Source organism: Achromobacter sp. SLBN-14, assembly GCF_006715415.1.
Taxonomy (GTDB): Bacteria; Pseudomonadota; Gammaproteobacteria; order Burkholderiales; family Burkholderiaceae_B; genus Achromobacter; species Achromobacter mucicolens.
Genome location: NZ_VFNE01000001.1, coordinates 4500899 through 4527774, shown reverse-complemented (window position 1 = coordinate 4527774; position 26876 = coordinate 4500899). Strand labels below are relative to the sequence as shown.

The window sequence follows — 26876 nt, the reverse complement described above, 5'->3', positions numbered from 1 at the left end:
TCCATGGCTGCCATCGCAACCTTGCGACACGCGGCATGGGCCGCGGCCGGCTTCGTGCTGGCCGGCTTCGGCCCGGCCCTAAACGGGGCCGCCGCGGCCGCCACGCTGGACGTGGCGGCGGGCGCGGACCTGGCGCAGGCCGTCGCCGCGGCGCAACCGGGCGACACGCTGCGTCTGGCGCCGGGGTCCTACGCGGGCGCCGTCGTCATCGACAAGCCGCTCACCCTTGAAGGACCGCAGGACCGATCCGCGATCATCGCGGGCACGCGCCAAGGACGCACGCTGTGGGTCAAGGCCGCGGACGTATCGCTGCGCCATCTGACCGTCACGCGCTCGGGGCTGGATCTGCCCGCCATGGACGCGGGCATTTTCCTGGACCGCACCGCGCATCGCGCCGTAGTGGAACACAACGACATCCTGGACAACCTGTTCGGCGTGTATGTGTGGGGTCCGCAAGATGCGATGGTGCGGGGCAACCGCATCGTGGGCAATCAGGAACTGCGCGTGGCCGAGCGCGGCAACGGGGTGTCCCTGTGGAACACGCCCGGCAGCGCGGTGGTGGACAACGACATTTCCGCCGGCCGCGACGGCATCTTCGTGAACACCAGCAAGCAGAACCGCTTCACCGGCAACCGCTTCCACGACCTGCGCTACGGCGTGCACTACATGTACACGAACGACAGCGAGATCAGCGGCAACGTGTCCACCGGCAACGACATCGGCTTTGCCATCATGTATTCGCACCGCCTGGTCGTCACCGGCAACGAGGCCGTGAACAACGTCGAGCAGGGCCTGATGATGAACTACGCCAACGACTCGGACATCTCGGGCAACACCGTCGATGGCGCGGCCAAGTGCGTGTTCATCTACAACGCCAACAAGAACCGCTTTGCGGACAACCATTTTTCCAACTGCGGCATCGGCATCCATTTCACCGCGGGCTCCGAAGGCAACCGCATCTCGGGCAACGCCTTCATCAACAACCGCAACCAGGTCAAGTACGTGGGCACGCGGGTGATGGAATGGTCGGACGGCGGCCGCGGCAACTACTGGAGCGACAACACCGCCTTCGACCTGGACGGCGATGGCATCGCCGACACGGCCTACCGCCCTAACGACGTGGTGGACCAGCTGCTGTGGCGCGCCCCGGCTGCGCGCATCCTGCTCAACAGCCCCGCCATCTCGGTGGTGCGCTGGGCGCAATCGCAGTTCCCCGCGATCCTGCCGGGCGGCGTGATCGACAGCGCTCCGCTGATGAAGCCCGCCAGGCCGCGCGGCGCAAAAACCGGCGCGAAACGCGCCGAGGACATCCAATGAGCAATCCACTGGTGACGCTTTCGGGCGTCAGCAAACACTATGGCGACCACCGGGCCATCAGCGTCCTGGACCTGGACCTGCGCGAAGGCGAATGCGTGGCGCTGGCCGGTCACAACGGCGCGGGCAAAAGCACGCTGATCAAGCTGATCCTGGGACTGATCCGCCCCACGCACGGGCGCGTCACGCTGTTTGGCCAGGACGCGCACAGCCCGGCTGCCGCGCGCCTGCGGGACCGGATCGGCTACCTGCCTGAAACCGTGGCGCTGCATCCCGCGATGACGGGCGCCGAAAACCTGGCGTTCTATGCGCGCTTGAAGCGTCAGCCGTTATCGCGCAACGCGGAACTGCTTGAAAAGGTGGGCATTTCCGGCGCGGCGCACCGCCGCGTGGGCGGCTATTCAAAAGGCATGCGCCAACGGCTGGCGCTGGCGCAGGCCCTGCTGGGCGAACCGCGCATCCTGCTGTTCGACGAGCCCACTACCGGCCTGGACCCCGCGTCGCGGCTCAAGTTCTACGAGATCGTGCATGAATTGCGCGCCAGCGGCGCGACCATCCTGCTCAGCACGCACGCCTTGTCGGAACTGGCTGGCCATGCCGACCGCATCGTCGTCATGAAGGCGGGCGTGAAGATCGCCGACGGCGGCATGTCCGCGTTGCGCCGCGATACCGGCCTGCCGATCCGCATCAGCGTTACGCTCGGGCCGGACGATGCGTCCGCCCCCCCGCCCTCCTCGTCCTGGCGACAGGTCGAAGCCGGCCGCTACGAGCGGCTGTGCCACGAATCGGACAAAGTCGAGGCTATCCGCAGCATCGGCGCCATCCGGGCGCCCATCGGCGACCTGGACATCCAGGTTCCCGGGCTGGACGACATCTACGCCCACCTGCTTGAACGGGAAGACGCATGAACGCCGTAAGCACAATCATCGGCAAGGAAATCCGCGACGGCTTGCGCAACCGCTGGGTCCTTGCCACCTCAGTCCTCCTGGCCGCGCTGGCGCTGGCGCTGGGCCTCTTGGGCAGCGCTCCCACTGGCGCAGTCAAGGTCGATCCCCTGACCGTCACGGTGGTCAGCCTGTCCAGCCTGTCGATCTTCCTGGTGCCGCTCATCGCCATGCTGCTCGCCTATGACGCGATCGTCGGCGAGGTCGACCGCGGCACCATGGCCCTGCTGCTCAGCTATCCGGTGTCGCGATGGCAGGTCATCATGGGCAAGTTCATCGGGCACCTGGCCATCCTGGCCATTGCCACCGGCGCGGGCTACGGGTCTGCGGGACTGGCGCTGCAATGGGTCTATGGCGGCATGGATGCCGGCGCGTGGCGACCCTTTGCCATGCTGATCGGGGCCAGCGTGCTGCTGGGCGCGAGCTTTCTGGCGATGGGCTACCTCATCAGCACGCTGGTGCGCGAACGCGCGACCGCCGCGGGCATCGCGCTGGGCGTGTGGCTGTTCTTTGTCGTCATCTACGACATGGGCCTGCTGGGCGTGCTGGCGGCGGACCAGGGCCGTCACGTCACGCCGGGCATGCTCAACGCGCTGCTGCTGGCCAACCCGTCCGACGTGTACCGCCTGCTGAACCTGACGGGCTTCGAAAACATCTCGATGTACGCGGGCATGGCGGGGGTCAGCGACCAGGCCCAGATGCCCGTGCCGCTGCTGGTGGCGGCGCAATTGCTGTGGATCGCGGTGCCGTTCCTTCTGGCCGCCTTCTGCTTCCGGAGGAAACAGCTATGACACTACAACGTTGGGCCGCAGTGACGGCCTTCTCGGCCATCATGCTGGCGCTTTCGGCCTGCGGCGGCGACGAACCCGCCGCGCCGCCGCCCGCGCCTCAGGCGGTGTCCGCCGACGCCGTCGGCCACTACTGCGGGATGATGCTCAAGGACCATGCGGGGCCGAAGGGCCAGATATTCGTCAAGGGCCGCGCGGCGCCCGTGTGGTTCTCGTCGATCAAACAGGTCTTTGCCTACACCCGGCTGCCCGAGGAACCCAAGGGGCTTGCCGCCATCTACGTCAACGACATGGCGGCCGCGGGGCCCGACGGCGCCGCCGACCCGAAAGCCTGGGTGGACGCCCGCGAGGCGTTCTATGTCATTGGTTCCAGCTTCCTTGGCGGCATGGGCGCCGAAGACGCCATGCCGTTTTCGGATCAATCCCGGGCGCTTGCCTTTGCCCAGACCCACGGCGGCCGCGTTGTGCGCTTTGCCGACGTGCCCGAGGACTACGTGTTTGCCCAATAGCGATCGGCCGCCGCCCTGCCTCGAAGCGTCCCTGCCCCTTGCGCCCTTTCAGTAGATAACGCCATGAACCGTCCCACCCGCCGCCGCTTCCTCGGTATCGTCGCCGCGTCATCCGCGCTGGCCCTCGCCCCCAGCTTATGGCGCCGCGCGCAAGCGGCCATCGCACCCACGCGCTGGCAAGGCGTGGCGCTGGGCGCCGATGCGGAATTGCGGCTGTACCATCCCGACCGCCAGGCGGCCGAACGGCTGATCGAACAGGCGCTGCAAGAACTTCGGCGGCTGGAAGGGGTATTCAGCCTGTATCGCGACGACAGCGCGCTGTCGGTCCTGAACCGCCAGGGGTATCTGGCCGATCCGCCGTCCGATCTTGTCCGGCTGCTGAGCGAAAGCCGGCACTACGCCGAACTGACCGGCGGCCTCTTCGATCCCTCCGTGCAGCCGTTGTGGCGTGTGTATGCCGATCACTTCGCGCGGCCGGGGGCATCGGCGGCCGGGCCGGCGCAGGCCGACATCGCAGCGGCCCTGCAGCGCGTCTCGTACCAAGGCATCGAGATCGACCCGCAACGCATCGGCCTGCAGCCGGGCATGGCGCTTACGCTGAACGGCATCGCCCAGGGCTACATCACGGACCGCGTGACGGACCTGCTTCGCCATGCCGGGCTGGAGCGCGCGCTGGTCGATATGGGCGAAATCCGCGGCCTGGATGCATCGGCCGGCGCAACGGGCTGGCGCGTCGGGCTGGCCGACCCGTTGTCCCCGGAACAGATCCTGACGCAGGTGCCGATCAGCAACCAGGCGCTTGCCACGTCCGGCGGCTACGGCACGCCGTTCGATGCCGAGGGACGGTATTCGCATCTCTTCGATCCGCACAGCGGCCGGGCGCGGCCGCTGTACCGCAGCGTGTCGGTCATGGCGTCCACGGCAACCGCGGCCGATGCGTTGTCGACCGCGTTCTCGAACATGCCGCTGGATCGCACCGCGCAGCTGGTGCGACGCCTGGGTGTGCAAGCGTGGATGGTGCTGCCCGACGGACAGCTCATTACGCAGAACGGCGACGCCTGATCGGCCCGATTGATAAAAAGAAAACCGGCCACGAGGGCCGGTTTTTCTTTGTGCCGCGCCGATCAGGCGGCGGACGGCGGGTTCAGCGTGGCAAGCATCTGCGTGAAGATCTTGGGGCTGGCGGCCAGCACGTTGCCGCTGTCCATCCAGCCTTGTTCGCCGTCGAAATCGGCGACCAGGCCGCCGGCTTCCAGGACCATCAGGCTGCCCGCGGCCAGATCCCAGGGCTTGAGCCCCACGCCGCAGAAGCCGTCCAGGCGGCCGGTGGCCACGTAGGCCAGATCCAGCACGGTGGAACCCAGGCGGCGCACGCCCGTGGCGCCTTCGGCCATCTGGCGGAAACGCTGCGAACCCTGTTCGGGGTCGCCGGCGTTGGGCCAGTGCGCGCCCAACAGCGCGTCGTGGTAGCGGGTACGGCCCGAAACGCGCACGCGGCGATCGTTCAGGAACGTGCCGCTGCCGCGGCTGGCCGTGAAGAGTTCGTTGCGCGACGGATCATAGATGACCGCTTGCGTGACCTGGCCGCGCTGCGTCAGCGCGATCGACACGGCGTAGTTGGGCAGGCCGTGGATGAAGTTCGTGGTGCCGTCCAGCGGATCGATGATCCATTGGAATTCCGCCTGGTCAGGACCCTGCAGGCCGAACTCCTCGCCCAGAACGGCGTGGTCCGGATAGGCCGCGTGCAGCGTTTCGACGATGGACTCTTCGGCGGCCCGATCGACTTCCGTGACATAATCGCGCGGACCCTTGCGAGCCACGCTGAGTCGTTCCAAATCCATGCTGGCACGGTTGATAATGGTGCCGGCACGCCGGGCCGCCTTGATGGCGATGTTGAGCATCGGGTGCATAAAATTCCGTACGTATGCGATGAGTTGGCTTGATGATAGGCCGCTTGCCGCCCCCCGCCGCGCCGTCGCCCCCACGGGGAAATCGACCCAAAAAACCAGGAAGGCACGAAGCCAAACGTGCCATTTTAAATGACTCAAGCATTTTCACGTGTTCGCTTCGTAATGGTGAACCCCAGCCACCCCGGAAACGTCGGTTCCGCGGCCCGCGCAATCAAGACGATGGGCTTCTCGGAACTGGTCCTGGTGGACCCCAAATTCCCGGATGTAACAAGCCAGCCGGAGGCCGTGGCGCTGGCCAGCGGCGCGCTGGACGTGCTTGAAAACGCCCGCATCTACCCGACGCTGGAAGAAGCCCTGGCGCCCGTCACGCTGGCGTTTGCGCTGACTGCCCGGGTCCGTGACCTGGGCCCTCCGCCTTGCGACATCCGGCAGGCGGCCGACCTGGCCTGCGCGCATCTGGCGGACACGGCCGAGGGCGTGGCCGCCGTGGTGCTGGGCACCGAGCGCGCCGGCCTGACGAACGCGCAGATCGCGCTGTGCCACCGTATCTGCCATATCCCGGCCAATCCCGAGTACAGCTCGCTGAACGTCGCCCAGGCGCTGCAATTAGCCGCCTGGGAGCTGCGTTACGCCCTGCTGGTGGACCAGGGGGCCGAGCTGCTGCCCCGTTCCACCGCCCAGGAGCCCGCGCGCGGCGCGGCCCCTGCCTCCAGCGAGGCGGTCCAGGCCTTTCTGGCCCACTGGGAAGAAGCGCTGGTCGGCGTCCAATTCCTGGACCCCTCCCATCCCAAGAAGCTGATGCCGCGCATGCGCCATCTGTATTCGCGCCTGTCGCTCACCCGCGACGAGGTGGACATGATGCGTGGCGTCTGCACGGCGATGCTGAACGCGGTCAAGAAGAAATAGCCGCCCGGACCGGCAGGCCGGCAACGGCATTGCCAAATGCACGAATAAAAAAGGGACGGGCATTGCCCGTCCCTTCTTGTTTGGCCCGTCCGCCGGCAGCTCGCCGGCGGTCATGCCGGTCAGTCCACCTTGGCGCCCGAGGCCTTGACCACGGGGGCCCAGCCGTCGACTTCCGACTTGATGAACTGGCCGAATTCGGCCGGCGTGGTCTTCACGCCCACGGCGCCCAGCTTTTCAAAGCTGGTCTGCACAGAGGGCTTGTCCAGCGCCTGCTGCATGGCGGCGTTGAGCTTGTTGATCACTTCCGGCGGCGTGCCGGCCGGGGCCAGCAGGCCGAACCAGGACGACACGTCGAAGTCCGCAAAGCCCGATTCCTGCATGGTCGGCAGGTCCGGCGCGCTCTTGGAGCGCTCACGCGTGGTCACGGCCAGCGCGTTCAGCTTGCCCGACTGGGCGTGCGGCCAGGCCGACGGCATGTTGTCGAACATGAACTGCACCTGGCCGCCGATCAGGTCGGTCATGGCCGGGGCGCTGCCCTTGTACGGCACGTGCAGGACGTCGATGCCCGCCTTCATCTTGAACAGCTCGCCCGCCATGTGGATGGAGGTGCCGCTGCCGGACGAGGCGAAAGCCAGCTTGCCCGGATTCTTCTTGGCGTAGTCGACCAATTCCTTCACGGACTTGACCGGCACCTGGGGATTGACCACCAGGATATTCGGCACCTTGGCGCCCAGGGCGACCGGTGCGAAGTCCTTCGTCAGGTCGAACGAAACGTTCTTGTACAGGGTCTGGTTGATCGCGCTGGTCACCGCCACGAACAGCAGCGTGTAGCCGTCGGGCGTGGCGCGCATGACCTGGTCGGTGGCGATATTGCTGCCGGCGCCCGGCTTGTTTTCAACCACGAATGACTGGCCGAGCGACTCGGTCAGTTCTTTGGCCATGATCCGGGCGATCACGTCGGTGGTGCCGCCGGCCGAGAAACCGACCACGATACGGACGGGCTTGTCGGGATAGGCAGCGTGGGCGGAACCCATTGCAAATGCGCTTGCGGCGGTGGCCAGAAGGGTGGCGGCCAGACGCCGCATGCCAGGCTTGTGACCTGTAGTCATAGTGTCTCCGTGCAGGTACTGTCCATTAGATGGACGATTTGAATTATTGGATGAACGCATTCTGCGCTATACATGCGGATGGCATCAAGGTAGAGTCCACCCTACGGACAATGGTTTTCCCTCGTCCGTTCGTTGATAACCCTTAGTTTTCAGAGATTTGCATGCAAGACAGCGATGCCGCGTCCGCCGGCCCACGCACGCTACGCCGTGGTTTGGCCGTGCTGGCAGCCCTGCGAGACCAAGGCCCGGACGGCCTGAGCGTGACCGACATTGCCCGGTTGACCGGCATTCAGCGTCCCACCATCTATCGGTTGCTGGCAGCGCTGCTGGACGCCGGCCTGGTGTTGCCGGTCACGGGCACCAAGAAGTACCGCGCCCAGCTCGCCGTGGACCCGGACACGCGTTCGCGCGACCCGCGCGTGCGACAGCTGCTGCCCGTGCTGCGCCGCCTGGCCGACCGCACCGGCGACGCCGTGTTCCTGGTGGTGCGCGAAGAAGACGATTCCATCAGCCTGCATCGCGAGATCGGCAGCTATCCCGTGCAGATCCTGGCCACGTACGCGGGCAAGCGCCAGCCGCTGGGCGTGGGATCGGGCGGCATGGCGCTGCTGGCGGCCCTGCCCGACGACGTGGCGCGCGGCATCGTCGAACGCAACTCAGGCAGGCTGGACGAGTACGGCGGCATGACGCCGCAAGAGATGTTCCGCCTCATCGAAAACACCCGTGCGCGCGGCTATTCCGTGGTGGGCAACCATGCGGTACGCGGCGCCCTGGGCGTGGGTTGCGCGCTGCTGGACGCACAGGGCGCGCCCCTCTTGGCGGTCAGCGTGACGGCCATCATCGACCGCATGCCCGCGCAGCGCCAGCGCGAGATCGCGGGCTGGATCAAGACGGAACTGGCCCGGCTGGCGATGCCGGCCTGAACCGGGGATCGGCCTCGTCGCTTTCATGCACTGAAGAAAGCCACAATGCTGCGACGTAAAAAAATGGGAGCCCCGCGAGGCTCCCATTTTCATGCCCGACGCCCTGCGCGCCTCGTTCAGGAAGCCGCGGCGCCGGTTTTGGGATTCTGGATCTCGCGCAGCGGGATCGGGGCCTGGAAACCGGCCTCTTCGAGCGCGCGGCGGATTTCCTGGTACAGGCTCCAGCGCAATTCCCAGTACTTGCCCGACTCGGCCCACACGCGCACGTTCACGGTGACGCCGTTTTCCTTGTAGTCGAACACCTTGACCTGCGGCGCCGGATCCTTCAACGCATCGGGACGCGCATCCACGATCTGCTGCAGCTTGGCGACCACCGCATCCAGATCGTCGCCATAACGCACCGGCACGGGGATATCCAGACGGCGCGTCTTGTTGCGGCTGTAGTTGGTGATGGTGGCGTTCCAAACCGTGCTGTTGGGCAGCGTGAGATGAATGCCATCGCCCTGCACGAGACGCGTGAGAAACAGGCCCACCTCCTCGACCGTGCCGTCGGCGCCCGAACTGAGGGCGATGTATTCGCCGGCGCGGATGGGGCGCAGGATCAGCAGCATGATGCCGGCCGCGATGTTCTGCAGCGTGCCCTGCAAGGCCAGACCGACGGCAAGACCGGCGGCGCCCAGCACCGCGATCAGGCTGGCCGTCTGCACGCCAAAGCGCGCCAGCACCGCGATCACCGTGAAGATGCGTACCGCCCAGATCACGGTCGTGGAGAACATGGGAACGATCGTGGGATCGATCTTGGGCGACCGCGTGGCGGCCCGGCGGACCCAACCGCCCAGCAACGAAGACACCCACCAGCCGATGCCCAGGATAAGCAAGGCAACCAGCAGATTGATGCCCATGTCCATCAGCCTGGGCGCCCACAGATAGAACTCTTTTACGGCCTCATCCATGGAGGAACCTCCTGCGAAAAAAAATCGACGGAAGAATGTATCAGAAGCGGCTTGCGCAAAACGGCGCGGCGCCTGGCGGGAGTGTCAGGCTTTGTAAAGAGAACCGACCTGCAGCATAGGTCTTCCGGCGCCAGCAGGCAAAGCCGCGTTACGCAGGCACGATGCGAAAGTGGTTGTCCCAGGAGACATCGCGCGACGGCGGCAGGACCGGCTTTTCCTTGCCTTGAGCGTCAGTGCGGATCATCGCGCCCAAACCGTTCGTGACCAGGAAGCCCGCTTGCGCGGCGGGCGCGACGCCGCAGCCGTCGGCAAGCGCGGTGGTCCCCAGGCACTTGCCGCTGGCGGCATCCCAGTAGATCACCTGCCCGCCAACCGGGCTGGAGGTGGCCACGATGCCGCCTGCGGCATCGACCGCGACGGAGCCGACGTAGTTGCGCATGTTGCGCAGCGTCTCGGGCGGTCCTTCGAACAGTTCAAGGGCCGCGCCGCGGCGGTGCCGTCCGACCAGCGCGGGCCGGTCGGCCGCCGGCCCCATGTATTGGCAACCGAACCACACCGCGCCATCGGCCGCCAGCGCCAGATGCCGGATCGACAGCCGATGCAGCGATGGCGCGAGCTCCACCTTTTCCTGCAGCTGGCCGGTGACCGCGTCGATATACGCGAGCGACGGCCGCATGGTGTCCAGGTTCAATTCCAGCTTGCCGTAGTCCGGATGCGTCAGGATGCCGCCATTGGCCACGCATAGCGTCTTGCCGTCAGGCAGCAGCACGACTTCGTGCGGACCGATGCCGCCGGCGTCGAACTCGCCCACGCGCCGGTAATCGCCGCCCGGCGTGGCGTCGTACAGACCCAGCACGCCGCGCCCGGCCTCGAAGTCGTTTTCCGTGGCGGCCAGAAGCCGCCCGCCTTGCACGAACGCGCCGTGGCCGAAGAAATGGCGATCGTCGGGCAGCGCCAGCGCCACCGGCTCGCCCCCGGCCAGCGAAAACCCCAGCGCGAAAAAGCCCGGCTGGCGGCCAAATACGACCGCGCGCCCCGTGGCGCCATCGATCGCAAAACTGTGGCCGCGGGCGGGCATCGGGATGGCCAGGCGGTCGCGGCCGGTCTCGTCCAGCACCACGGCCTCGTCGCGCCCGCCGCGCTTGCGCGCGGTCAGGTACAGCGGCCCGCCATCGGCGGGCATGGCGGCGCGCGCGGCGGCGGGCGGCAAGCCCAGCGCGGCGGCCAGCGCCAGGAACCGGCGCCGGTCAATCACCATCGAGCGCATTGAACCCGATGGTCACGCCCAGCGCAGGCGCCAGGTTCTCGTCGACGATGGCCTTGGCGTTCTTGAGCGTCAGCGATGCCAGCATGAGCAGACGGCGTCCCTCTTCACTGGCCAGCGCCGCATCCAGCGGAACCGGCACATCGCGCAGCGTGTGCGCCGCGCTGGACAGCTCGCCCCGCACCGACGCATCCATCCAGCCCTCGCCCGCCGGCAACGGGTACGCGCCCGCCACATAGAACGCCTTGAGCGCATCCACGTTGGCGGCCAAGAGGCTGGTCGACAGATTGCTGCGCCAGAACGCCGCCCGCTTGGGCCGCGCGGCCTGCGGCGAATCGCCCAGCACCGGTTCGATCTTGACGTCGCGCGCGAACTGCAGTCCGGTCGACAAGGCCTTCATGGCCTCGGCCGCCACCTCCTGCGAACTGCGGTACAGGTCGTTGCCCGGCTTGGGCGCAGCGAACTGGCGGCCGAACGCGCCCTGCGGGCTCCAGGCCTCGCCCACATCGCGCGAGATGCTCGCCACGTTGGACGCGATGGCCGTGGCATAGCCGCAGGCGTAGGCAAAACCGGGCGCGCCGGTCTGCTTGAGCAGATCCGGTTCGCCATAGAGCACATATTCCAGCGCGGGCAGCCCTTGCACCGCCACGCTGCGTCCGGCCAGCGCGCCGGGCTGGAGCAGCGCGTCGTCCTTGGCCGCGATCAGCGCCTGCACCTGGCGGGGCATCACGCCACGCGTATCGGGCCAGAACGCCAGCCGTTCGAAGCGGTTGGCCTGCACCAGCGGGCCGAAGCGCAGGATCTCGACACCGGACCACGCGTGCGCCAGCGCGCCGAAGGCATCGCCGACGCGCTTGGCGCCTGCCGCGTCAGGCTTGGCGCACCAGCCGCCCAGCGCCCCTTCCAGGGCCACGGCGGCGTCCGTCATCTTGGCCACCGCCGGCCGCGCGTAATCGCGCGCCAGGCGTTCACCCAGGTCGCCGGGCAAGGCGGCCTGCGCGGAACTCGGCGCAGACAGCGGCGCCGCCAGCATCAGCGCCACGGCCGCGGCGCGCTTGAACGGAAGGCGGACAGAACGGGCCATCACAGCGACTCCAGGAAGCGGATCAGGTCCGCGCGTTCGTCGGGCGTCATGTTCACGACGCGGTCGCGCGCGGGCTTGGCCGCGCCGCCATGCCACAGCACGGCTTCCAGCAGCGTGCGGGCGCGCCCGTCATGCAGCCAGGTCGCATTGGGATTGACGGTCTTGGTCAGGCCGATGCCCCACAGCGGCGGCGTGCGCCATTCGCGGCCGGTGGCCATGCCGTCGCTCACGCCGTCGGCAAGGTCGTCGCCCATGTCGTGCACCAGCATGTCGGTGTACGGCCAGATGAGCTGGAAGCGGTGTTCCGGCTGCTTGGCATTGCGGCTGGTCACGTACTTGGGCACGTGGCAGGCCACGCAATTGGCCTCGTAGAACAGCTTCTTGCCGGCCAGCACGCGCGCGTCGTCCGCATCGCGCCGCTGCGGCACCGCCAGATTCGTCGAATAGGTGGTGATGAAGTCCATCAGCTTGGCTGGCACTTCCTCCGGGCCGAAGCGCGGCTGCGCGCCATGCGGCATGTCCAGGCATTGCGGCTGCGCGGCGGTGCAGTCGCCGGAATGCTTGGGGAACATCGGCGTGGACAGGCCCATGTCATTGGAGAACGCCGCGGCGCTTTGCTGCTCGACCGTCGGCTGTCCGGCTTTCAGGTTGAAGCGGCCCAGCGCCCGCTGGCCGGTGCGCGCGTCGGTGACCCAGTTGGCCTTGCCGACGATGCCGTCGCGCTTGTCCGCGCCGATGTTCGCCAGGATGTCGGCCTCGTGGATCGATTCCAGCAGGCCCAGGCCGATCATCGGCGGCGCCAGCCGCGGCGAGATCTGCGTGTCCGCGCGCATGGGCCCGTAGCCCAGGTTCTCGATGCGGTAGGTAGGCTTCATCAGCGTGGCGGTCTCGCCGCCGCGCAGCGCGACCGGCACGGGTTCGTACTCGATCTCCATGCGGCCTTCGGCGGGCAGGCCCGCGACCGCGAAATTCTGAAGCTGCACGCCGTAGACGGGTTCCGGCAAGGCCGCGATCTCGCCGGCGCCCAGCTTGGGATGCCCCCGGTCCGCGCCTTGCGGCACGGCCAGGCGCAGCAGCAAGGCGACGGCGTCGGTGCGTTCCAGCGGATCGAAGCCCGGCACCGTGCCGCGGCCGTCCTTGGTGTGACAGGCCTGACAGGAGCGCGCATTGAAGAGCGGTCCCAGGCCGTCGGACGCCTGCGTGGACGCGGGCGCGGACACCCAGTCCTTGCGGAACAGGCCGTTGCCGACCTGGAATTCCTGGCGGCCTTCAAAGCTCATGTTGGCCGACGGCTGCGAAAAGATGTCGGCGTTGATGAGCTTGTTGGTGGTGGCGGCGCCGGCCTGCATGGTCTCGAACGATTCGATCTTCGAGAAATCCTGCGTGGGCGCCGTGATGGCGGTGACGCGCTTCTGGTCTTCGGGCGTCAGGTCGTCACGCCCGCCGGACGCGGCGGGCGCGGCGGCGGCGCCGGCATGGGCCGACGCCGCCAGTACGGCGGCTAATACGAGTTTCACTTGAATACGGCGTCAGGTTTGTCCAGGCTGTCGGAACCTTCGATGGCGACCTTGCCCAGTTCCAGCAACGTAATCACGCGCTCCAGGCTGCGCGTCTGCGCCACCAGGCTGTCGATGGCTGCCTGCACCACCGCGTTGCCCTCCTTGTTGCCGTCCGCGATCATCTGGTCATAGGTCTCGACCGTCTCGGCGCGGGTCTTCATGGCCTGCATGGCCGCGACCGTGGCGTCCAGCTTGGCGCGCACCTCGGCGTCCAGCTTGGGATCCTTGGCCTTGACCAGTTCCGACAGGCTCGCGCCCGACACGGTCTTGCCGTCGATGCGGGTGTACGAACCCAGATAGACATTGCGGATGCCGATCTGGTCGTAATAGTGCGAGTTGTGCGTGTTGTCCGAGAAGCAATCGTGCTCTTCCTCGGGATCGTGCAGCATCAGGCCCAGCTTCATGCGCTCGCCCGCCAGTTCGCCGTACGACAGGCTGCCCAGCCCGGTCAGCATGGCGATCAGGCCCGCCTTCGGATCCTCTTCTACGGCCTTGCGCGCGGCGCCGTCCTTCTTCCAGTTGCCCACCATTTCTTCCAGGTCGGTCACCAGCAGGTCCGTCACGGCCTTCAGGAATTCGATGCGGCGTTCGCAGTGGCCGCCGGTGCACTGCTTGGGATCGAAGTCGGTGTGCGGGCGGTTGCCGGAATGGCGCTCCTGCGGCGTGCCCTTGCGGTCCTTGGGCGCTGCGCCGGTGCCGTTCAGGTCCTGGCCCCACAGCAGGAATTCGATCGCGTGATAACCCGTAGCCACGTTGGCTTCGTTGCCGTCGGCCTCGTGCAGCACTTCGGACAGCAGTTCGGGCGTGATCTTGCTGACGTCGACCGTCTTGCCGCCCACCGAGATCTTGGAATTGGCGATGACGTTGACGGCGTAGAAGGCGTTCTCGTCGTTTTCGGTGCCGTAGGACGCGTCGACATAGTCGATCAGGCCTTCATCCAGCGGCCAAGCGTTCACGCGGCCTTCCCAGTCGTCGACGATGGGGTTGCCGAAACGGTAGGCCTCGGTCTGCTGGTAGGGCACGCGCGCCACGATCCACGCTTCGCGCGCGGCCTTCAGGGTGTCGGCGCTGGGCTTGGCGACCAGCGCATTGATGGCCTCGCGCAGCTTCTTGGCTGCCGTCAGCGAATCCTCGTAGCCGGCCAGCGCCAGATCGGAGTACGTGGCGACCACGGCCTTGGGTTCGACGGCGGCCATCGCCGTTCCGCCATACACCGCAGCAGCCAGCACCGCCCCCAAAAGCAACTTGCGCATCGAATTTCTCCCGTAATCCGGACGGCTCGCCCCCGCGGCGGACCGTTCCGGCTTGAATTTTGTGGATGCGAGTGTAAACAATTTTCGTTTGTTATTCAGGCCCTGTTCAGATAGCTGACAACTTTTTGAACAAAAAAAGTATGCTGCGGCAGGCCGCAAATGGTCTTGCCGGCCCTGCTTTTTCACTCTGGAATTCGCCCCATGGAATTGCGCCAACTCCGTTACTTCGTCCGCGTCGCCGAACTGGGCAGCATTGGCCGGGCCGCGCGAGACCTGGGCGTGGTGGCCTCGGCGCTCAGCCAGCAGATCAGCCGGCTGGAAAGCGAGCTGGCCACGCGGCTGCTCACGCGCAGCACCACGGGCGTGACCACCACGCCCGCCGGCGCGGCCTTCCTGCGGCAGGCGCAGCTGACGCTGCGGCATGCGGAAAGCGCCATTGCGGCCGCGCGCGAGGCGCGGTTGGCCGGCACGGTCAGCGTCGGTTTCGCGCCCACCACCGCGTCGCTGCTGGCGCGTCCGTTCTATGCCGCCATGACCGAGCGCTATCCCAACGTGCGGCTGCATCTGGTCGAGGGCCTGTCGGGCAACCTGGGCGACCTGCTCAACGCCCGCCGGCTGGATCTGGCCGTCCTGTTTCAGAACGACAGCGCGCAAGGCCGCAGCGTGGTGCCGGTGCTGGACGAACGCCTGTTCCTGCTGGCCCCGCGCGGCATGATGGAGCGTCCCGATGGCGAACCCGTCCGCATGGCCGATCTGGCGGGGCTGCCGCTTGCCGTCACCAGCAAGGCGCACGGGCTGCGCGCGTGGGTCGAGGCGGCTTTCGAGCGGGCCGGCATCGAGCCCTGGATCGGCGTCGAGGTCGACGGCCTGACCACGCTGATGGACCTGGTCCAGGCCCATCCCATCGCGACGATCCAGCCCGGCGCTGCCGTGGCCCGCGTCGAAACCGGGCTGCTCAGCATGCACCCCATCGACGACCCGTATCTCTTTCGCCGCAACCAGATCTACTGCATCAGCGACGACGAACTCTCGCCCGCGGCCCTGGCCGCGCGCGTGGTGCTGCTGGACGCCATGCGCGCCCTGGTCCGGCACGGCGGCTGGCCAGGCGCCACCCTTCTCGATTCGTGATGCCCCCATACGCTTAGGATCCCTAGGCGGTCGGTTTTCTAGAAGATAAATTGATCCACATCAAGTCGCGGCAGCGTGCCGCGGCGATTTACCTTCACGAAATCCGATGACCACTACTCCGAATCGCCCCGGCCAGCTGGGCATTTCCTCCATGCGCCCCCACTGCTCCGACGCCGAGTGGCAAGCCCGCGTGGACCTGGCGGCCTGTTACCGGCTGGTCGAGCTTTACGGCATGGCCGACATGATGGCCAACCACATTTCGGCCCGCGTGCCCGGCGAGGACAACGCGTTCCTCATCAACCCCTACGGCATGATGTACGAGGAGATCACGGCGTCCAGCCTCATCAAGGTCGACCTGGACGGCACCATCCTGTCCCAGCCCGATTTCGGCGATCTGAACTACGGCATCAACAAGGCCGGCTATGTGATCCACAGCGCGGTGCATGCCCACCGCCACGAGGTGGACTGCGTCATCCACACCCACAGTTGGGCGTCGATGGCCGTGTCGTCGCTGGAATGCGGCCTGTTGCCGCTGACGCAGACCGCCATGCGCTTTCTGAAGATCGGCTACCACGATTACCAGGGGGTGGTGCTGGGCACCGACGAACAAGCCTCGCTGCTGGCCGATCTGGGCCAGGGCGAGGCGCTGATCCTGCGCAATCACGGCGCGCTGACCGTGGGCCGCACCGTGGGCGAGGCCTTCAACTGGATGCACCGCCTGGAACTGGCCTGCCGTTCGCAACTGGCGGCCATGGCAACGGGCGCTCGGCTTCAGCCCGTGCCGCAACCGGTGCTGGAAGAAACCTGGAACAACTACCAGCCTGGCACCCGCCGCCCCTACGGCGTCATGGAGTGGCCCGCGCTCTTGCGCAAGCTGGACCGGATCGATCCCGGCTACCGCGACTGACCTTCCGATTTTTCAGCGTCCCGGCCGGCGTGGCGGCACGGGGCCCTCATCACACGACAACGACCACGCGAGGAGACATCATGAAAACTGCCCAAGCCCTGCTCGCTTGCGCGGCGCTGGCGGGCGCCTGTACCGCGCCCGCCGCCATCGCCGCCGGCTATCCCGACCGGCCGGTCAAGGTCATCGTGGCCTTCTCGCCCGGCGGCACCACCGACACGCTCACCCGCAGCGTCACGAACACGCTCACGCAGAAGCTGGGCCAGCCCTTCGTCGTGGAAAACAAACCCGGCGCGGGCGGCAACATCGGCACCGAGTACGTGGTGCGCGCCGCGCCCGACGGCCACACGCTGATCGTGAACTCGGTCGGCCCCATCGCGGTCAACCCGTCGCTGAACAAGCTGTCCTACGATCCGCTCACCGACCTGGTGCCGATGGTGCAGATCGCGACCGTGCCCAACGTGCTGGTCGTGCCGCCCTCCTCGCCCGCCAAGGACATCCAGGGCTTTCTGAAATACGTGAAGTCCGCGCGCGATCTGAACTACAGCTCCACCGGCGTGGGCACGTCGTCGCACCTGTCCAGCTACATGCTGATGGACGAACTGAAGGTCAACGCCACCCACGTGCCGTACAAGGGCGCGGACGCCGTGAACGACCTGCTGGCCGGCCGCATCGACTTCATGTTCGCCACCATTCCGTCCGTGATCGGGCACATTCGCGCCGGCAAGCTGCGCGCGCTGGCGGTCAGCACGCAGCAACGGTCCGCCACCCTGCCCGAGCTGCCGACCATCGCGGAATCCGGTTATCCGGGTTTTGACGCGGGTTCGTGGTTTGGCTTCTTCGCCCCCAAGGGCACCCCGCAGCAGGTGGTCGATCTGGTCAACCGCGAAGTCAACGCGACGCTGCCCGCCTTGAACGAGCAGATGCTGCGTGAAGGCGCCGAGCCGGTCGGCGGCACGCCGGCGCAGTTCGCCACCTTCATCAAGAGCGAACACGACAAGTGGGCCGTGCTGGTCAAGAAGTTCGATCCGCAGGCGCATTGACGCGCTGGGCCGCAAGCGGCAAGCCGCTACGCGAGGTCCGCCCCCTCCAGCTTCCACCCCAGCGCGTACCACCACGCTGCGGCGGGATCGGCATCAAAGGCCGCGGCGGCGCCATCGCGCAAGATTCGCGCCGCGGCCGGCGTGCTGGCCTCGACAACAAATAGGGGCGACAGCACGCGGCCGCTGGCGGACTCTCGCGGCAGGGGCGTGCTGAGCGCCGCGTCGGGCACCAGCAGACAAGACCGCACGAAGCCTTCGACCTCATGCAATTCGGCGCCGGCATTACGCGCCCGTCCCACCGGCGCACCCGCACAGCCCACCGGCAAGGGCAGCACCACAAGCTGGCTGCCGCTGCCCGCGCCGGTCACCGCTTCCACCGCGCACACGCGGCGCATCGGATCGCGCATGCGGTCCAGGTTGGCCACCGACCAGGCGGTCTGGCGCTCGAACGCGGCGCGGTAAGCCGCCGTGGTGAACGCGCCCAGCGACTGGGTGCGGTACAGGCCCAGATACTTGCGCCCGCCCTGCACGGACACATAGCGCGCGCCCGACAGGAAGCCGGGAATCCGCACGCGTTCCTCGACATGCTCGCGGTCGTACCAGCGGTTGAAATCCGGTTCATCGGCGGGATCGACGTCGGTTGCGACGAAAAGCAGCCCGTTGGGCACAAGCGGGAATTCGGAATCAGGCGTCATGGCGTCAGAGGGTCGGGATGAGCAAGGCCTCATCTTCGGGCGCAGGCCGCCGCGCGGCAAACCAATAAATCTTGCGCCCGGCAACAGAATTACTGAAGGCGATCCGGGGTTTTCACCCTTGCCAACGGGCCGGTTCGGCCTGCGGGGCCACCACTGCGGCCGTGAATTGATCCGACGCGCGGCAGGCCAGCTCGGCAACCAGCCGGATGGCGTCGGACCCGCCGCTTTCCAGGTAGCTCACCACCAGCAGCTGCGGCGGCGCCGGCAGGTCGGTGCGGATCACCTGGATCTCGCCGCGCGCGACGTATTCGTAGATGGGCGGCAACGGCACAAGCGCGCGGCCGAACCCGCTGCGCACCAGCCGCGCCAGCGCCGAGATCGAGCTGACGAAATGCACCTTGCCTTGCGGCATGCCCACCTCGCGGTACAGCGCCTTGAGCGCCTCGTGCGGCTGCGAGCCCGGGCTCATCGTCAAAACCGGCTCGCCCAGCAGGTCATGCACCGTCATGGCGTCTTCACCCCCCGCCGGCCCGACCCAGCCCATTTCCATCGGCAGGCACGGCATGCTGATGATGCCCGTGTCGTTCAGCACATCCGTCTGAAACGCGATGTCCAGCGTGCCCTCGCGCAGGCCGCGATGCAGGGCGCGCGTGGTTTCCGACGTGAGCTGCACCTCGATGCCCGGATACGTCGACCGCAGGTTCGTCAGAAAACCGATCAGCCACGTATGCACGACGGTTTCGATCGCACCGATGCGCACCAGGCCGGCGACCTCGTCGCCCCGCTTGCCCAGCGACAGGATCTGCTGCCGGATCTCGAGCAGACGCTCGCCGTAGTCCAGCAGCCGCGTGCCGACCGCGGTGAGCTTCAGCTCCTTGGCGTCGCGTTCGAACAGGCGCGCGCCAATGTCTTCTTCCAGCGACGCGACGCGGTTTGCCACCGCCGCCTGCGTGATGTGCAGGCGGTCGCTGGCGGCGCGGAAACTGCCCAGCCGGGCGGACCACAGAAAGGCTTCGACAAAACGCGTGTTCATGGGCCACATGCTACTGCCATCCCGGCGGCCGCGCGTGCCCGACTGCGCGGCGAGGCGCTATGTCCCCTTATGTGGTGCGCCTTGCACCATTTTGGTTCACGGCGGGCACCAGCCTGAAGCGGCAAGGGGCGCACCACGGGGCAAACCCTCCCGCGCGCAACCTGGCACGGGTATTGCTTGATGACTGGTATGCAAGCTTGTCTACAAGCGCCCCCACTCAAGCAGCCCAGGAGCCTCACATGATCGATCGCAACGCACCCTACGCCTTCAACGCCACCCGCCGCCGCCTGATCCAGGGCGCCGCCATGGGCGCCGCGGCGCTCGCCGCCCCGGCGCTGGTGCGCGCGCAATCGGGTCCGGTCATCCGCATCGGCTTCTGGCCCGTGGCCGCAGGCCTGCCGTTCTACGCCGCCATCGAGAAAGGCTACTTCAAGGAAGCGGGCCTGAACGTCGAGGCGCTGAAGTTCGCCGGCGCGCAGCAGGTCATGGAAGCCATGCTCGCGGGCCGTGCCGACGGCAGCGCCAACGGCACGGGCTCGGCCAACCTGGCCATCGGCGAGATCGCCTCGCCCGGCCTGTTCAAGATTTTTGCGTCCAACCCCAGCAACGTAAAGAACGTGCTGGACGAGTTCATCGTCGCGAAAGACAGTCCCATCAAATCCATCGCAGACCTCAAGGGGAAAAAGGTCGGTTCTGGTCCCGGCATCCAGAATTCCACGCTGGCCAAGGCAGTACTGGAGCGCGCCGGCGCAACCGGAGCAACCGTGGTCGAGTTGGCGATCAGCCAGCACGTCGCCGCGGTTGCCGCCGGCCAGTTGGATGCGTGCTACACGCTTGAACCCACGGGCACGGTGGGCCGCCTGAACGGCACGACCCGCGTGCTGGAAACGGGCGTGATCGCCAAATACGTGCTGGGCGATCCCATGGCGCCGTGGTTCGGCGGCTCGGCCTCGCTCACCACCGCCTTCCTGAAAAAGCATCCCGAGGAAAGCAAGAAATTCATCGCCGCGTACGCGCGCGGCATCGAACTGATCCGCACCAACCCCGCCGAGGCGCGCCCCTTCCTGAAGGGCTACACCGCCATCGAAGGTCCGATGACCGAGGAAGTGCCGCTGGCCGCCTACACGCTGCATAACGAGTTCACGCCCAGCGACGTGCAGTACTTCCAGAAGTTCTTCGACCTCTTCACCGACAAGGGCATCTTCGCGCAAAAGGTCGACGTCTCGACCATGCTTTACAAGGGCTGATCCATGACCGCGACCACGGCTACGGGCGCCACGCCCGCCCCTTCCACGGCCTCCAGCACCGCGCCACCCAAGGCGCAGCCGGCCATGTCCAAACCGCCGCGCAAGTTCAACAGCGCGCGCCTGCTTCCTTTGATCGGCCCGCTGGCGCTGTTCATCGTGTGGGACCTGGTGGTGCGGCTGCAGCTGGTCAGCCCCGTGCTGCTGCCCACGCCCAGCGCCACCATCGTGGCGCTCGTCAAGGGCATGGCGGGCGGCCCGCTGCTGGCCGACTTCCTGTCCTCGCTGAACCGCACGGTCCAGGCCTTTCTGATCGCCGGCGTGATTGGCGTGCCGCTGGGCGTGCTGCTGGGCAGCAATGAAAAGGCCTACCGCAGCGTCGAGTTCCTGGTGGACTTCTTCCGCTCCACGCCGTCCTCCGCGCTGATCCCGCTGTTCCTGATGATCTTCGGCGTGACCGATATGAACAAGATCGCCATCGCCGCCTTCGCGGCCGTGCTGGTGATCCTGTTCAACAGCGCCTACGGCGTCATCAATGCCCGCAAGCAGCGGGTGATGGCGGCGCGCGTGATGGGCGCCTCGCGCTGGCAGATCTTCAAGGACGTGCTGATCTGGGAAAGCCTGCAGCCCACCTTCGTCGGCCTGCGCAGCGGCGTGTCGATGGCGCTGGTCATCGTGATCGTGGCCGAGATGTTCATCGGCTCGGACAGCGGCCTGGGCAACCGGATCATCAATGCGCAGCAGGTGCTGAACGTGCGCGAGATGTATGCCGCGATCCTGGCGGCCGGCGCACTGGGCTATGTGCTCAACATTCTCTTTCTCGTGCTGGAAAAGCGCGTGGTTCACTGGAGCGGCCGATAATGTCCACCGTCATCAATCCCGCCATCGCGCCCGGACCGGCCGCCGCGCCCTTTCAGCCGGGCCCGCTGGGCACGCACATCACCATCCGCGGCCTGACCAAGTATTTCGCCGGCTGGCCGCTGTATGAAGACTTCAACCTGGACATTCCCAAGGGCAAGATCGTATCGGTCTTCGGTCCCAACGGCTGCGGCAAGTCCACGCTGATCAACATGATCGCGGGCCTCATCCCCATCGATGCCGGCGAAATCCTGTTCGACGGCAAATCGCTGGCGCAGACCAAGATCGGCTACGTCTTCCAGAACTACCGCGAAGCCATGTTTCCGTGGCTGCGCACCATCGACAACATCGCCTATCCGCTGCGGCTGGAAGGCCGCAGCAAGGCCCAGGTCGACGCGCGCGTCGAGGAACTGGTGGCCTCGTTCGACGTGAAGTTCGATCTGAACCGCTATCCCTACGAACTTTCCGGCGGCCAGCAGCAGACCGCCTCGATCATGCGCGCACTGGCGCCCGGGCCCGAGGTGCTGTTCCTGGACGAACCGTTTTCGGCGCTCGACTTCGAGATGACGCTTTTCATCCGCGAGAAGCTGCAGGAAGTCTTCCTGCAGACCGGCACCACCATGCTGCTGGTCTCGCATGACCTGGAGGAAGCCGTGTACCTGGCCGACCAGGTTTTGCTCCTGACCAAGCGCCCCACGCGGGTCGCCGAGATCCTGGACTACACGGATGCGCGCCCTCGCACAGTCGAGACGCTGTCCGAGCCCAGCTTCATCCAGATGAAGAAACTGAGCCTGGAGATCTTCCAGCGCGAAGTGCGCAAGTAACCCACGCCATCACCGGGAGCATCCGCCATGACACAGGAAACCATCGACCAATACGTGCGCAGCGCGCTGGCGCTGTCGGGGTATGCGCTGCGCGAGTCCGCCACCGAGCAGGTCGCGCAGCAGTTCGCCCGCATCCACGACATCGCCGCCGCGTTTGCAGACGAGCCGCTGCCGGTGGAACTGGAATCGGCCTCGGTGTTCCGCCCGTGACCGGCCCCGCTCACGATATCGCCCGCCAGGTGCGCAGCGGCGAACGCAGCGCCGTGGCGGTGCTGGACGCCACCCTCGCCCGCGTGCGCGAGCGCGATCCCCGCTACAACTGCTTCACGGCCCTGACGGAAAGCCGCGCGCGGCAGGAAGCGCTGGCCATCGATGCGCGCCGGGCGCGCGGCGACACGCTGCCGCCGCTGGCCGGGGTGCCTTACGCCGTGAAGAACCTCTTTGATGTCGCCGACGAAGTCACGCTGGCCGGCGGACGCGTCAACGCGTCCAATCCGCCCGCCAGCCGCGATGCGCTGCTGGTGGCGCGGATGCGCGAGGCGGGCGCCGTGCTGATCGGCGCACTGAACATGGATGAACACGCCTACGGCTTCACCACGGAAAACACGCATTACGGCGCGTGCCGCAACCCGCACGACACGGCCCGCATCGCGGGCGGCTCGTCCGGCGGCAGCGCCGCCGCGGTGGCCGGCGGTCTGGTGCCGCTGACCCTGGGGTCGGACACCAACGGCTCGATTCGCGTGCCGGCCTCGCTATGCGGCGTCTTCGGCCTGAAGCCCACCTTCGGCCGCCTGCCGCGCACGGGCTCCTTCCCCTTTGTCGGCAGCCTGGATCATCTGGGGCCCTTCGCGGGCACCGCCGGCGATCTGGCCGCAGCTTACGACGCGCTGCAAGGCCCGGACGAGGCCGACATCGCCTGCGCGCAGCGCCCCGCCACGCCCACATTGCCGGCCCTTTCCGAGGGCGCGGGCGCGCTGCGCGTCGGGGTGCTGGGCGGGTATTTTTCGGAATGGGCGGGGCCGCAGGCGCGCCGCGCCGTTGAGATTGCCGCGCGCGCGCTGGGCGCCACCGATGAGGTCGACTTTGCCGCCGCGGCGCAAGCCCGCGCCGCCGCCTTCGTCATCACCGCGGCCGAAGGCGGGGCGCTGCACCGCCGCCGGCTCGTCACGCACTACGACTACTACGAACCGCATTCGCGTGACCGCCTGGTGGCCGGCAGCCTGGTCCCCGCGGCCTGGGTGCAGCAGGCGCAGCGCGTGCGCCATCGCGCCTATCTCGAAGCGCTGGCCCTCTTCGAACACTACGACGTCCTCATCGCCCCGGCCACGCCCGTCAGCGCCACGCCCATCGGCGCGGATTGGCTGACGCTGGCGGGCAAGCAACTGCCGGCCCGCGCCAGCATGGGCCTGCTGACGCAACCGATTTCCGCGATCGGCCTGCCGGTCTGCACCGCGCCCACGTGGCCGGAGCTGGACGAGGACGGCCATCTGCCGCTGGGTGTGCAGCTTATCGCCGCCCCGTGGCGTGAGATCGACTGCCTGCGCGCAGCCCATGCGCTGGAACAAGCCGGCGCAGCCCGCGTCCGGCCAGTCTGACCGCCCATCCCGCCCCACCACCCGCAACGCCTGGAGCCTCGACATGGACACCGCCTTCGCCGCCATCGACATGCCGCGCACGCTGGCCGACTCCGCGTACACCACGCTCAAGCGCGACATCCTGGATTTCCGCCTGGCGCCGGGCGACCGCTTCACCGAGACCGAGATCGCGGATCGCCTGCAGGTCAGCCGCACGCCCGTGCGCGAGGCGTTGTTCCGGCTGGAGCGGGAAGGCTATCTAGAGGTGCGCCAGCGCAATGGATGGCTGGTCAAGCCGCTGGATTTCGAAACGCTGGATCATTTCTATGAGCTGCGCAGCGTGCTGGAAGCGGCCGCGGTGCATGCGCTGTGCGCGCCGGGTCAGTCGCCCGATCCGCTACTGGCGCTGCGTCCGCTTGCCGAGACGTGGCTGGTGGACGAAAACGACCGTTCCAGCGATTGCGAATGGCTGGCGGACCTGGACGAACGCTTTCACGTCGAGCTGGTGGCGGCCGCCGGCAACCCGGAGATCGCACGCGTGCACCGCGCCGCCACCGAGCGGATACGCATCGTGCGGCGGCTGGATTTCACACAACCCGACCGCATCGGCACCACGTACCGGGAACACGCCGCGATCCTGTCCGCCATCCTGGCGCGCGATGCCGTGGGCGCGGCGGAACTGTTGCGCGCGCATATCCAGGACAGCCAGAACGCCGTGCGCAAGATCACGCTGCACCGGCTGTACTCGACCCGCCGCGCCAAGGCCGCGTGAAGGTGAAGGACACCGCCGCGCCCGGCGCGCGGCTCAGCGCCCCCGCGGCCTCAGCCGGCGCGCAGCCAGCGATGCAGCACGCGCGAGATGAATGGAATGCAGAAGAACACCATGATGGGCGTAAGTATCACGCTCGTGATCAGCACGCGCCAGAACACCGGCAGGATGTTCAAGTGTTCGCTCACCAGCATCGAGAACACCAGCAGCACCGGAAAGTAGGCCAGCCAGATGCTGACCGCCTGCTTCCAGCGCGGCGGCGTGCTGGCCTTGGGCGCAAACCAGCCTTCCGTGCCCTTCACGCGATGCTCGTGGCTCGCCCGCACCAGGCTGGCGCCGCGCTCCAGCCACATGCGGCGCGGCAGGGATTTCTCCCACCGGCTCAGGCTCGCCTCGTCCGTGAAGCGCAGCAAGATCTGATATTCGTCGCCGCCTTCGGGCGGTTGCAGCACGCCAGATCCCAGAAACCCCGGGAAGCCCGCCGCCAGGATTTCGCCCTGGCGCATCCAGGACAGGAAATCGCTATAGCGTTCGGGCGCGATGTGCCGCGTCACCATCATGGTGACCGGAACGGAAACGGCGGATGCGGACATGGTGATACTCCTGGGGCAGCGTGCAGCGTGTTATGCACGTTAACCCTAGCAAACGGCGTGCCAGCCTTGCAGCGCAGCAATCCCGCCTTGCGAGGACTTCCGGGGTCCGGCGCGTGGATATTTGCGCACCGCAACACACCCCATATTGGTGATTACCCCTACCTCACGCACCAAGCTGGTGCATACCGGAGATAAGCAGCAATGGACATCAATCTGCCCGACGTCGTGGCCGAGGTCACCGCGGTTGTCGAACGCTACGAAGCGGCGCTGGTTTCCAACGACGTGGAGGTGCTGGACACCCTGTTCTGGAACAGCCCTCATACCCTGCGTTACGGCGCCGGCGAAAACCTCTACGGTTACGACGAGATCCGTGCCTTCCGCGCACAGCGTTCGCCGCAAGGCCTGGCAAGACAAGTCTTGCGCACCGCCATCACCACCTATGGCCGGGACTTCGCCACCGCCAACCTGGAATTCCAGCGCGAGGGTAGCGCCCGCACCGGACGCCAGAGCCAGACGTGGATGCGCACCCCCGAAGGCTGGCGCGTCGTCGCCGCCCATGTCAGTCTGATGACGTGACATCGTCGATCGCCCGCGTACCGTCAAGGCGCGCGGGCCCTGCGGGCATAAGGCCTACATTACCGAACGCCTTGTGAATATTCGCAAACGGCATTGAGCCCGGACTTCTGCAGGTCTACACTGGCCGTTCCCTTTTCCTTGTTGGAGCCCCTGCTCATGAGCACATACAAGATTGCGGTTTTCGTCGGAAGCCTGCGCGCCGCCTCGATCAATCTGCGCGTGGCGCGTGCGCTGGAAAAGCTGGTTCCGGCCGACTTCAAGTTCGAGTATGTGAGCCTGGGCGACATCCCGCTCTACAACCAGGACAACGAAAACAACCTGCCCGCCCCCGCCGCCAAGCTCAAGCAGCAAATCGCCGACGCGCAGGGCATCCTGTTCGTGTCTCCTGAGCACAACCGCTCGGTCCCGGCCGCCATCAAGAACGCCATCGACTGGGGTTCGCGTCCGTGGGGTCAGAACTCGTGGACCGGCAAGGCCGTCGGCATCCTGGGCGCATCGCCCAGCGCCGCGGGCACGGCCATGATGCAGCAACACCTGCGCAACATCCTGGCCGCCGAAGGCGCCAACGCGCTCACCACACCGGAAGTCTTCCTGCAGTATTCCGAAGGCCTCGTCGACGACCAGTTCACCATCACCAACGAAGGCACCCGCAAGTTCCTGCAGGGCTGGGTGGACCGCTACGTCGACTGGATCAAGAAAATGAACGCCTGATCTGCCGCCGACGCCGGCCACGCCCCGCGCGTGCCGGCGCCGATCGCCCGATCTACCTCCGGGCGATCAAGCCCCTCGATGCGTCGAGGGGCTTTTTTTATCGTTGGGTGCCAGACACCATCGCATCTTCCGGCTCGCCCCCACTTATCCCCTCCAACTGTGGAGAAAGGTGAGGACAGCCTTGGGGCAGATCAAAAATTCCCTGTCTCGGCAAGCACTTGCGACGCGCGGTCAATAAATGCGCAATCATCCTTATGGACGATTTCTGATGGAGTTATCCCCGGTTTTCGGCGTTGTTGGGGGTGTCAGGGCGATGGCGCGCGCCCAAGTGTGGATTTGTCCCCGCCTTCTGTGGACAAGGATGAGGACAGTATGAGGGCAGGTGGAAAATCCCGTTTCATATCAATG

At 66.9% G+C, this 26876-nt stretch carries 28 protein-coding genes; 18 read left to right on the top strand and 10 right to left on the bottom strand.

Features of this window, described 5'->3' with window-relative positions; translation table 11 throughout:
• The first annotated feature begins 3 nt into the window (after positions 1 to 3).
• The 5 genes from FBY20_RS20735 to FBY20_RS20715 all read left to right on the top strand — a co-directional run bounded on the left by FBY20_RS20735 (position 4) and on the right by FBY20_RS20715 (position 4617).
• Complete coding sequence (locus tag FBY20_RS20735) at positions 4 to 1317, top strand: nitrous oxide reductase family maturation protein NosD (protein WP_142054344.1); 1314 nt, start codon at positions 4 to 6, stop codon at positions 1315 to 1317.
• The gene (locus FBY20_RS20730; protein ID WP_142054342.1) at positions 1314 to 2222 is read left to right on the top strand and encodes an ABC transporter ATP-binding protein; all 909 of its coding nucleotides are present in this window, start codon (positions 1314 to 1316) and stop codon (positions 2220 to 2222) included. The genes FBY20_RS20735 and FBY20_RS20730 overlap by 4 nt, the downstream gene beginning before the upstream one ends.
• Positions 2219 to 3049, top strand: coding sequence for an ABC transporter permease (locus tag FBY20_RS20725; protein WP_056323496.1), 831 nt, complete (start codon positions 2219 to 2221; stop codon positions 3047 to 3049). Before FBY20_RS20730 ends, FBY20_RS20725 begins: the two co-directional genes overlap by 4 nt.
• Positions 3046 to 3555, top strand: a complete 510-nt coding sequence (locus tag FBY20_RS20720; RefSeq protein ID WP_142054340.1) for a nitrous oxide reductase accessory protein NosL — start codon at positions 3046 to 3048, stop codon at positions 3553 to 3555. The genes FBY20_RS20725 and FBY20_RS20720 overlap by 4 nt, the downstream gene beginning before the upstream one ends.
• A gap of 63 nt (positions 3556 to 3618) precedes the next feature.
• Entirely contained in the window at positions 3619 to 4617 is a 999-nt protein-coding gene (locus FBY20_RS20715; protein WP_142054338.1) for an FAD:protein FMN transferase, read from the top strand.
• Positions 4618 to 4679: 62 nt separating this feature from the next.
• Here the strand turns inward: FBY20_RS20715 and FBY20_RS20710 are convergent, their stop codons facing one another.
• Complete coding sequence (locus FBY20_RS20710; RefSeq protein ID WP_056323489.1) at positions 4680 to 5465, bottom strand: inositol monophosphatase family protein; 786 nt, start codon at positions 5463 to 5465, stop codon at positions 4680 to 4682.
• A gap of 129 nt (positions 5466 to 5594) precedes the next feature.
• Here FBY20_RS20710 and FBY20_RS20705 point away from each other — a divergent pair, with 129 nt between their 5' ends.
• Entirely contained in the window at positions 5595 to 6371 is a 777-nt protein-coding gene (locus tag FBY20_RS20705) for an RNA methyltransferase (RefSeq protein ID WP_142054336.1), read from the top strand.
• 119 nt (positions 6372 to 6490) lie between these two features.
• On the opposite strand, the gene FBY20_RS20700 is transcribed toward FBY20_RS20705, so the two are convergent.
• On the bottom strand, positions 6491 to 7480 hold the full coding sequence (locus FBY20_RS20700; protein WP_056323484.1) for a tripartite tricarboxylate transporter substrate binding protein: 990 nt from the start codon (positions 7478 to 7480) through the stop codon (positions 6491 to 6493).
• A gap of 161 nt (positions 7481 to 7641) precedes the next feature.
• On the opposite strand from FBY20_RS20700, the gene FBY20_RS20695 reads away from it, so the two are divergent.
• Positions 7642 to 8403, top strand: coding sequence for an IclR family transcriptional regulator (locus FBY20_RS20695; RefSeq protein ID WP_056323481.1), 762 nt, complete (start codon positions 7642 to 7644; stop codon positions 8401 to 8403).
• Between the two features lie 116 nt (positions 8404 to 8519).
• On the opposite strand, the gene FBY20_RS20690 is transcribed toward FBY20_RS20695, so the two are convergent.
• The 5 genes from FBY20_RS20690 to FBY20_RS20670 all read right to left on the bottom strand — a co-directional run bounded on the left by FBY20_RS20690 (position 8520) and on the right by FBY20_RS20670 (position 14516).
• On the bottom strand, positions 8520 to 9356 hold the full coding sequence (locus FBY20_RS20690) for a mechanosensitive ion channel family protein (protein ID WP_056323479.1): 837 nt from the start codon (positions 9354 to 9356) through the stop codon (positions 8520 to 8522).
• 148 nt (positions 9357 to 9504) lie between these two features.
• Positions 9505 to 10614, bottom strand: a complete 1110-nt coding sequence (locus tag FBY20_RS20685; RefSeq protein ID WP_174245484.1) for a DUF1513 domain-containing protein — start codon at positions 10612 to 10614, stop codon at positions 9505 to 9507.
• Positions 10604 to 11704 (bottom strand): imelysin family protein, encoded by a 1101-nt coding sequence (locus FBY20_RS20680; protein WP_142054332.1) that lies wholly within the window; start codon positions 11702 to 11704, stop codon positions 10604 to 10606. The genes FBY20_RS20685 and FBY20_RS20680 overlap by 11 nt, the downstream gene beginning before the upstream one ends.
• Positions 11704 to 13221 (bottom strand): di-heme oxidoredictase family protein, encoded by a 1518-nt coding sequence (locus FBY20_RS20675; protein ID WP_142054331.1) that lies wholly within the window; start codon positions 13219 to 13221, stop codon positions 11704 to 11706. Before FBY20_RS20675 ends, FBY20_RS20680 begins: the two co-directional genes overlap by 1 nt.
• Positions 13218 to 14516 carry an imelysin family protein gene (locus FBY20_RS20670; RefSeq protein ID WP_056323468.1) on the bottom strand — a complete coding sequence of 433 codons (1299 nt, stop codon included), beginning with the start codon at positions 14514 to 14516 and terminating at the stop codon, positions 13218 to 13220. Before FBY20_RS20670 ends, FBY20_RS20675 begins: the two co-directional genes overlap by 4 nt.
• A gap of 201 nt (positions 14517 to 14717) precedes the next feature.
• Here FBY20_RS20670 and FBY20_RS20665 point away from each other — a divergent pair, with 201 nt between their 5' ends.
• The 3 genes from FBY20_RS20665 (at position 14718) to FBY20_RS20655 (ending at position 17591) form a co-directional block, all read left to right on the top strand.
• Positions 14718 to 15644, top strand: a complete 927-nt coding sequence (locus FBY20_RS20665) for a LysR family transcriptional regulator (RefSeq protein WP_056323466.1) — start codon at positions 14718 to 14720, stop codon at positions 15642 to 15644.
• 106 nt (positions 15645 to 15750) lie between these two features.
• Positions 15751 to 16551, top strand: a complete 801-nt coding sequence (locus FBY20_RS20660; RefSeq protein WP_142054329.1) for a class II aldolase/adducin family protein — start codon at positions 15751 to 15753, stop codon at positions 16549 to 16551.
• Positions 16552 to 16631: 80 nt separating this feature from the next.
• A complete protein-coding gene (locus FBY20_RS20655) occupies positions 16632 to 17591 on the top strand; it encodes a tripartite tricarboxylate transporter substrate binding protein (RefSeq protein ID WP_056323460.1) in 960 nt (319 codons plus the stop codon).
• A 26-nt stretch (positions 17592 to 17617) separates the two neighbouring features.
• On the opposite strand, the gene FBY20_RS20650 is transcribed toward FBY20_RS20655, so the two are convergent.
• Both FBY20_RS20650 and FBY20_RS20645 read right to left on the bottom strand, forming a co-directional pair.
• Positions 17618 to 18286 (bottom strand): DUF4286 family protein, encoded by a 669-nt coding sequence (locus FBY20_RS20650; protein ID WP_142054327.1) that lies wholly within the window; start codon positions 18284 to 18286, stop codon positions 17618 to 17620.
• A gap of 112 nt (positions 18287 to 18398) precedes the next feature.
• On the bottom strand, positions 18399 to 19319 hold the full coding sequence (locus tag FBY20_RS20645; protein WP_056323455.1) for a LysR family transcriptional regulator: 921 nt from the start codon (positions 19317 to 19319) through the stop codon (positions 18399 to 18401).
• 239 nt (positions 19320 to 19558) lie between these two features.
• Here FBY20_RS20645 and FBY20_RS20640 point away from each other — a divergent pair, with 239 nt between their 5' ends.
• Genes FBY20_RS20640 through FBY20_RS20615 form a run of 6 tightly spaced genes read left to right on the top strand, consistent with a single transcriptional unit; the run spans position 19559 to position 24591 of the window.
• A complete protein-coding gene (locus FBY20_RS20640) occupies positions 19559 to 20566 on the top strand; it encodes an ABC transporter substrate-binding protein (protein WP_056323453.1) in 1008 nt (335 codons plus the stop codon).
• Positions 20567 to 20569: 3 nt separating this feature from the next.
• Positions 20570 to 21424, top strand: a complete 855-nt coding sequence (locus FBY20_RS20635; RefSeq protein ID WP_370458350.1) for an ABC transporter permease — start codon at positions 20570 to 20572, stop codon at positions 21422 to 21424.
• Positions 21424 to 22245, top strand: coding sequence for an ABC transporter ATP-binding protein (locus FBY20_RS20630; protein WP_056323449.1), 822 nt, complete (start codon positions 21424 to 21426; stop codon positions 22243 to 22245). Before FBY20_RS20635 ends, FBY20_RS20630 begins: the two co-directional genes overlap by 1 nt.
• Positions 22246 to 22272: 27 nt before the next feature.
• Positions 22273 to 22455: a DUF4089 domain-containing protein gene (locus tag FBY20_RS20625; protein ID WP_056323446.1), complete on the top strand. Its 183-nt coding sequence runs from the start codon at positions 22273 to 22275 to the stop codon at positions 22453 to 22455.
• The gene (locus tag FBY20_RS20620; RefSeq protein ID WP_056323445.1) at positions 22452 to 23840 is read left to right on the top strand and encodes an AtzE family amidohydrolase; all 1389 of its coding nucleotides are present in this window, start codon (positions 22452 to 22454) and stop codon (positions 23838 to 23840) included. The genes FBY20_RS20625 and FBY20_RS20620 overlap by 4 nt, the downstream gene beginning before the upstream one ends.
• 43 nt (positions 23841 to 23883) lie before the next feature.
• The gene (locus FBY20_RS20615) at positions 23884 to 24591 is read left to right on the top strand and encodes a GntR family transcriptional regulator (protein ID WP_056323441.1); all 708 of its coding nucleotides are present in this window, start codon (positions 23884 to 23886) and stop codon (positions 24589 to 24591) included.
• A gap of 50 nt (positions 24592 to 24641) precedes the next feature.
• Here the strand turns inward: FBY20_RS20615 and FBY20_RS20610 are convergent, their stop codons facing one another.
• Positions 24642 to 25181, bottom strand: a complete 540-nt coding sequence (locus FBY20_RS20610; protein ID WP_056323439.1) for an antibiotic biosynthesis monooxygenase — start codon at positions 25179 to 25181, stop codon at positions 24642 to 24644.
• Between the two features lie 201 nt (positions 25182 to 25382).
• On the opposite strand from FBY20_RS20610, the gene hpxZ reads away from it, so the two are divergent.
• Together hpxZ and FBY20_RS20600 are read left to right on the top strand one after the other, a co-directional pair.
• Complete coding sequence (gene hpxZ / locus FBY20_RS20605; RefSeq protein ID WP_056323436.1) at positions 25383 to 25757, top strand: oxalurate catabolism protein HpxZ; 375 nt, start codon at positions 25383 to 25385, stop codon at positions 25755 to 25757.
• A 156-nt stretch (positions 25758 to 25913) separates the two neighbouring features.
• Entirely contained in the window at positions 25914 to 26468 is a 555-nt protein-coding gene (locus FBY20_RS20600) for an NADPH-dependent FMN reductase (protein ID WP_056323434.1), read from the top strand.
• Positions 26469 to 26876 lie beyond the last annotated feature (408 nt).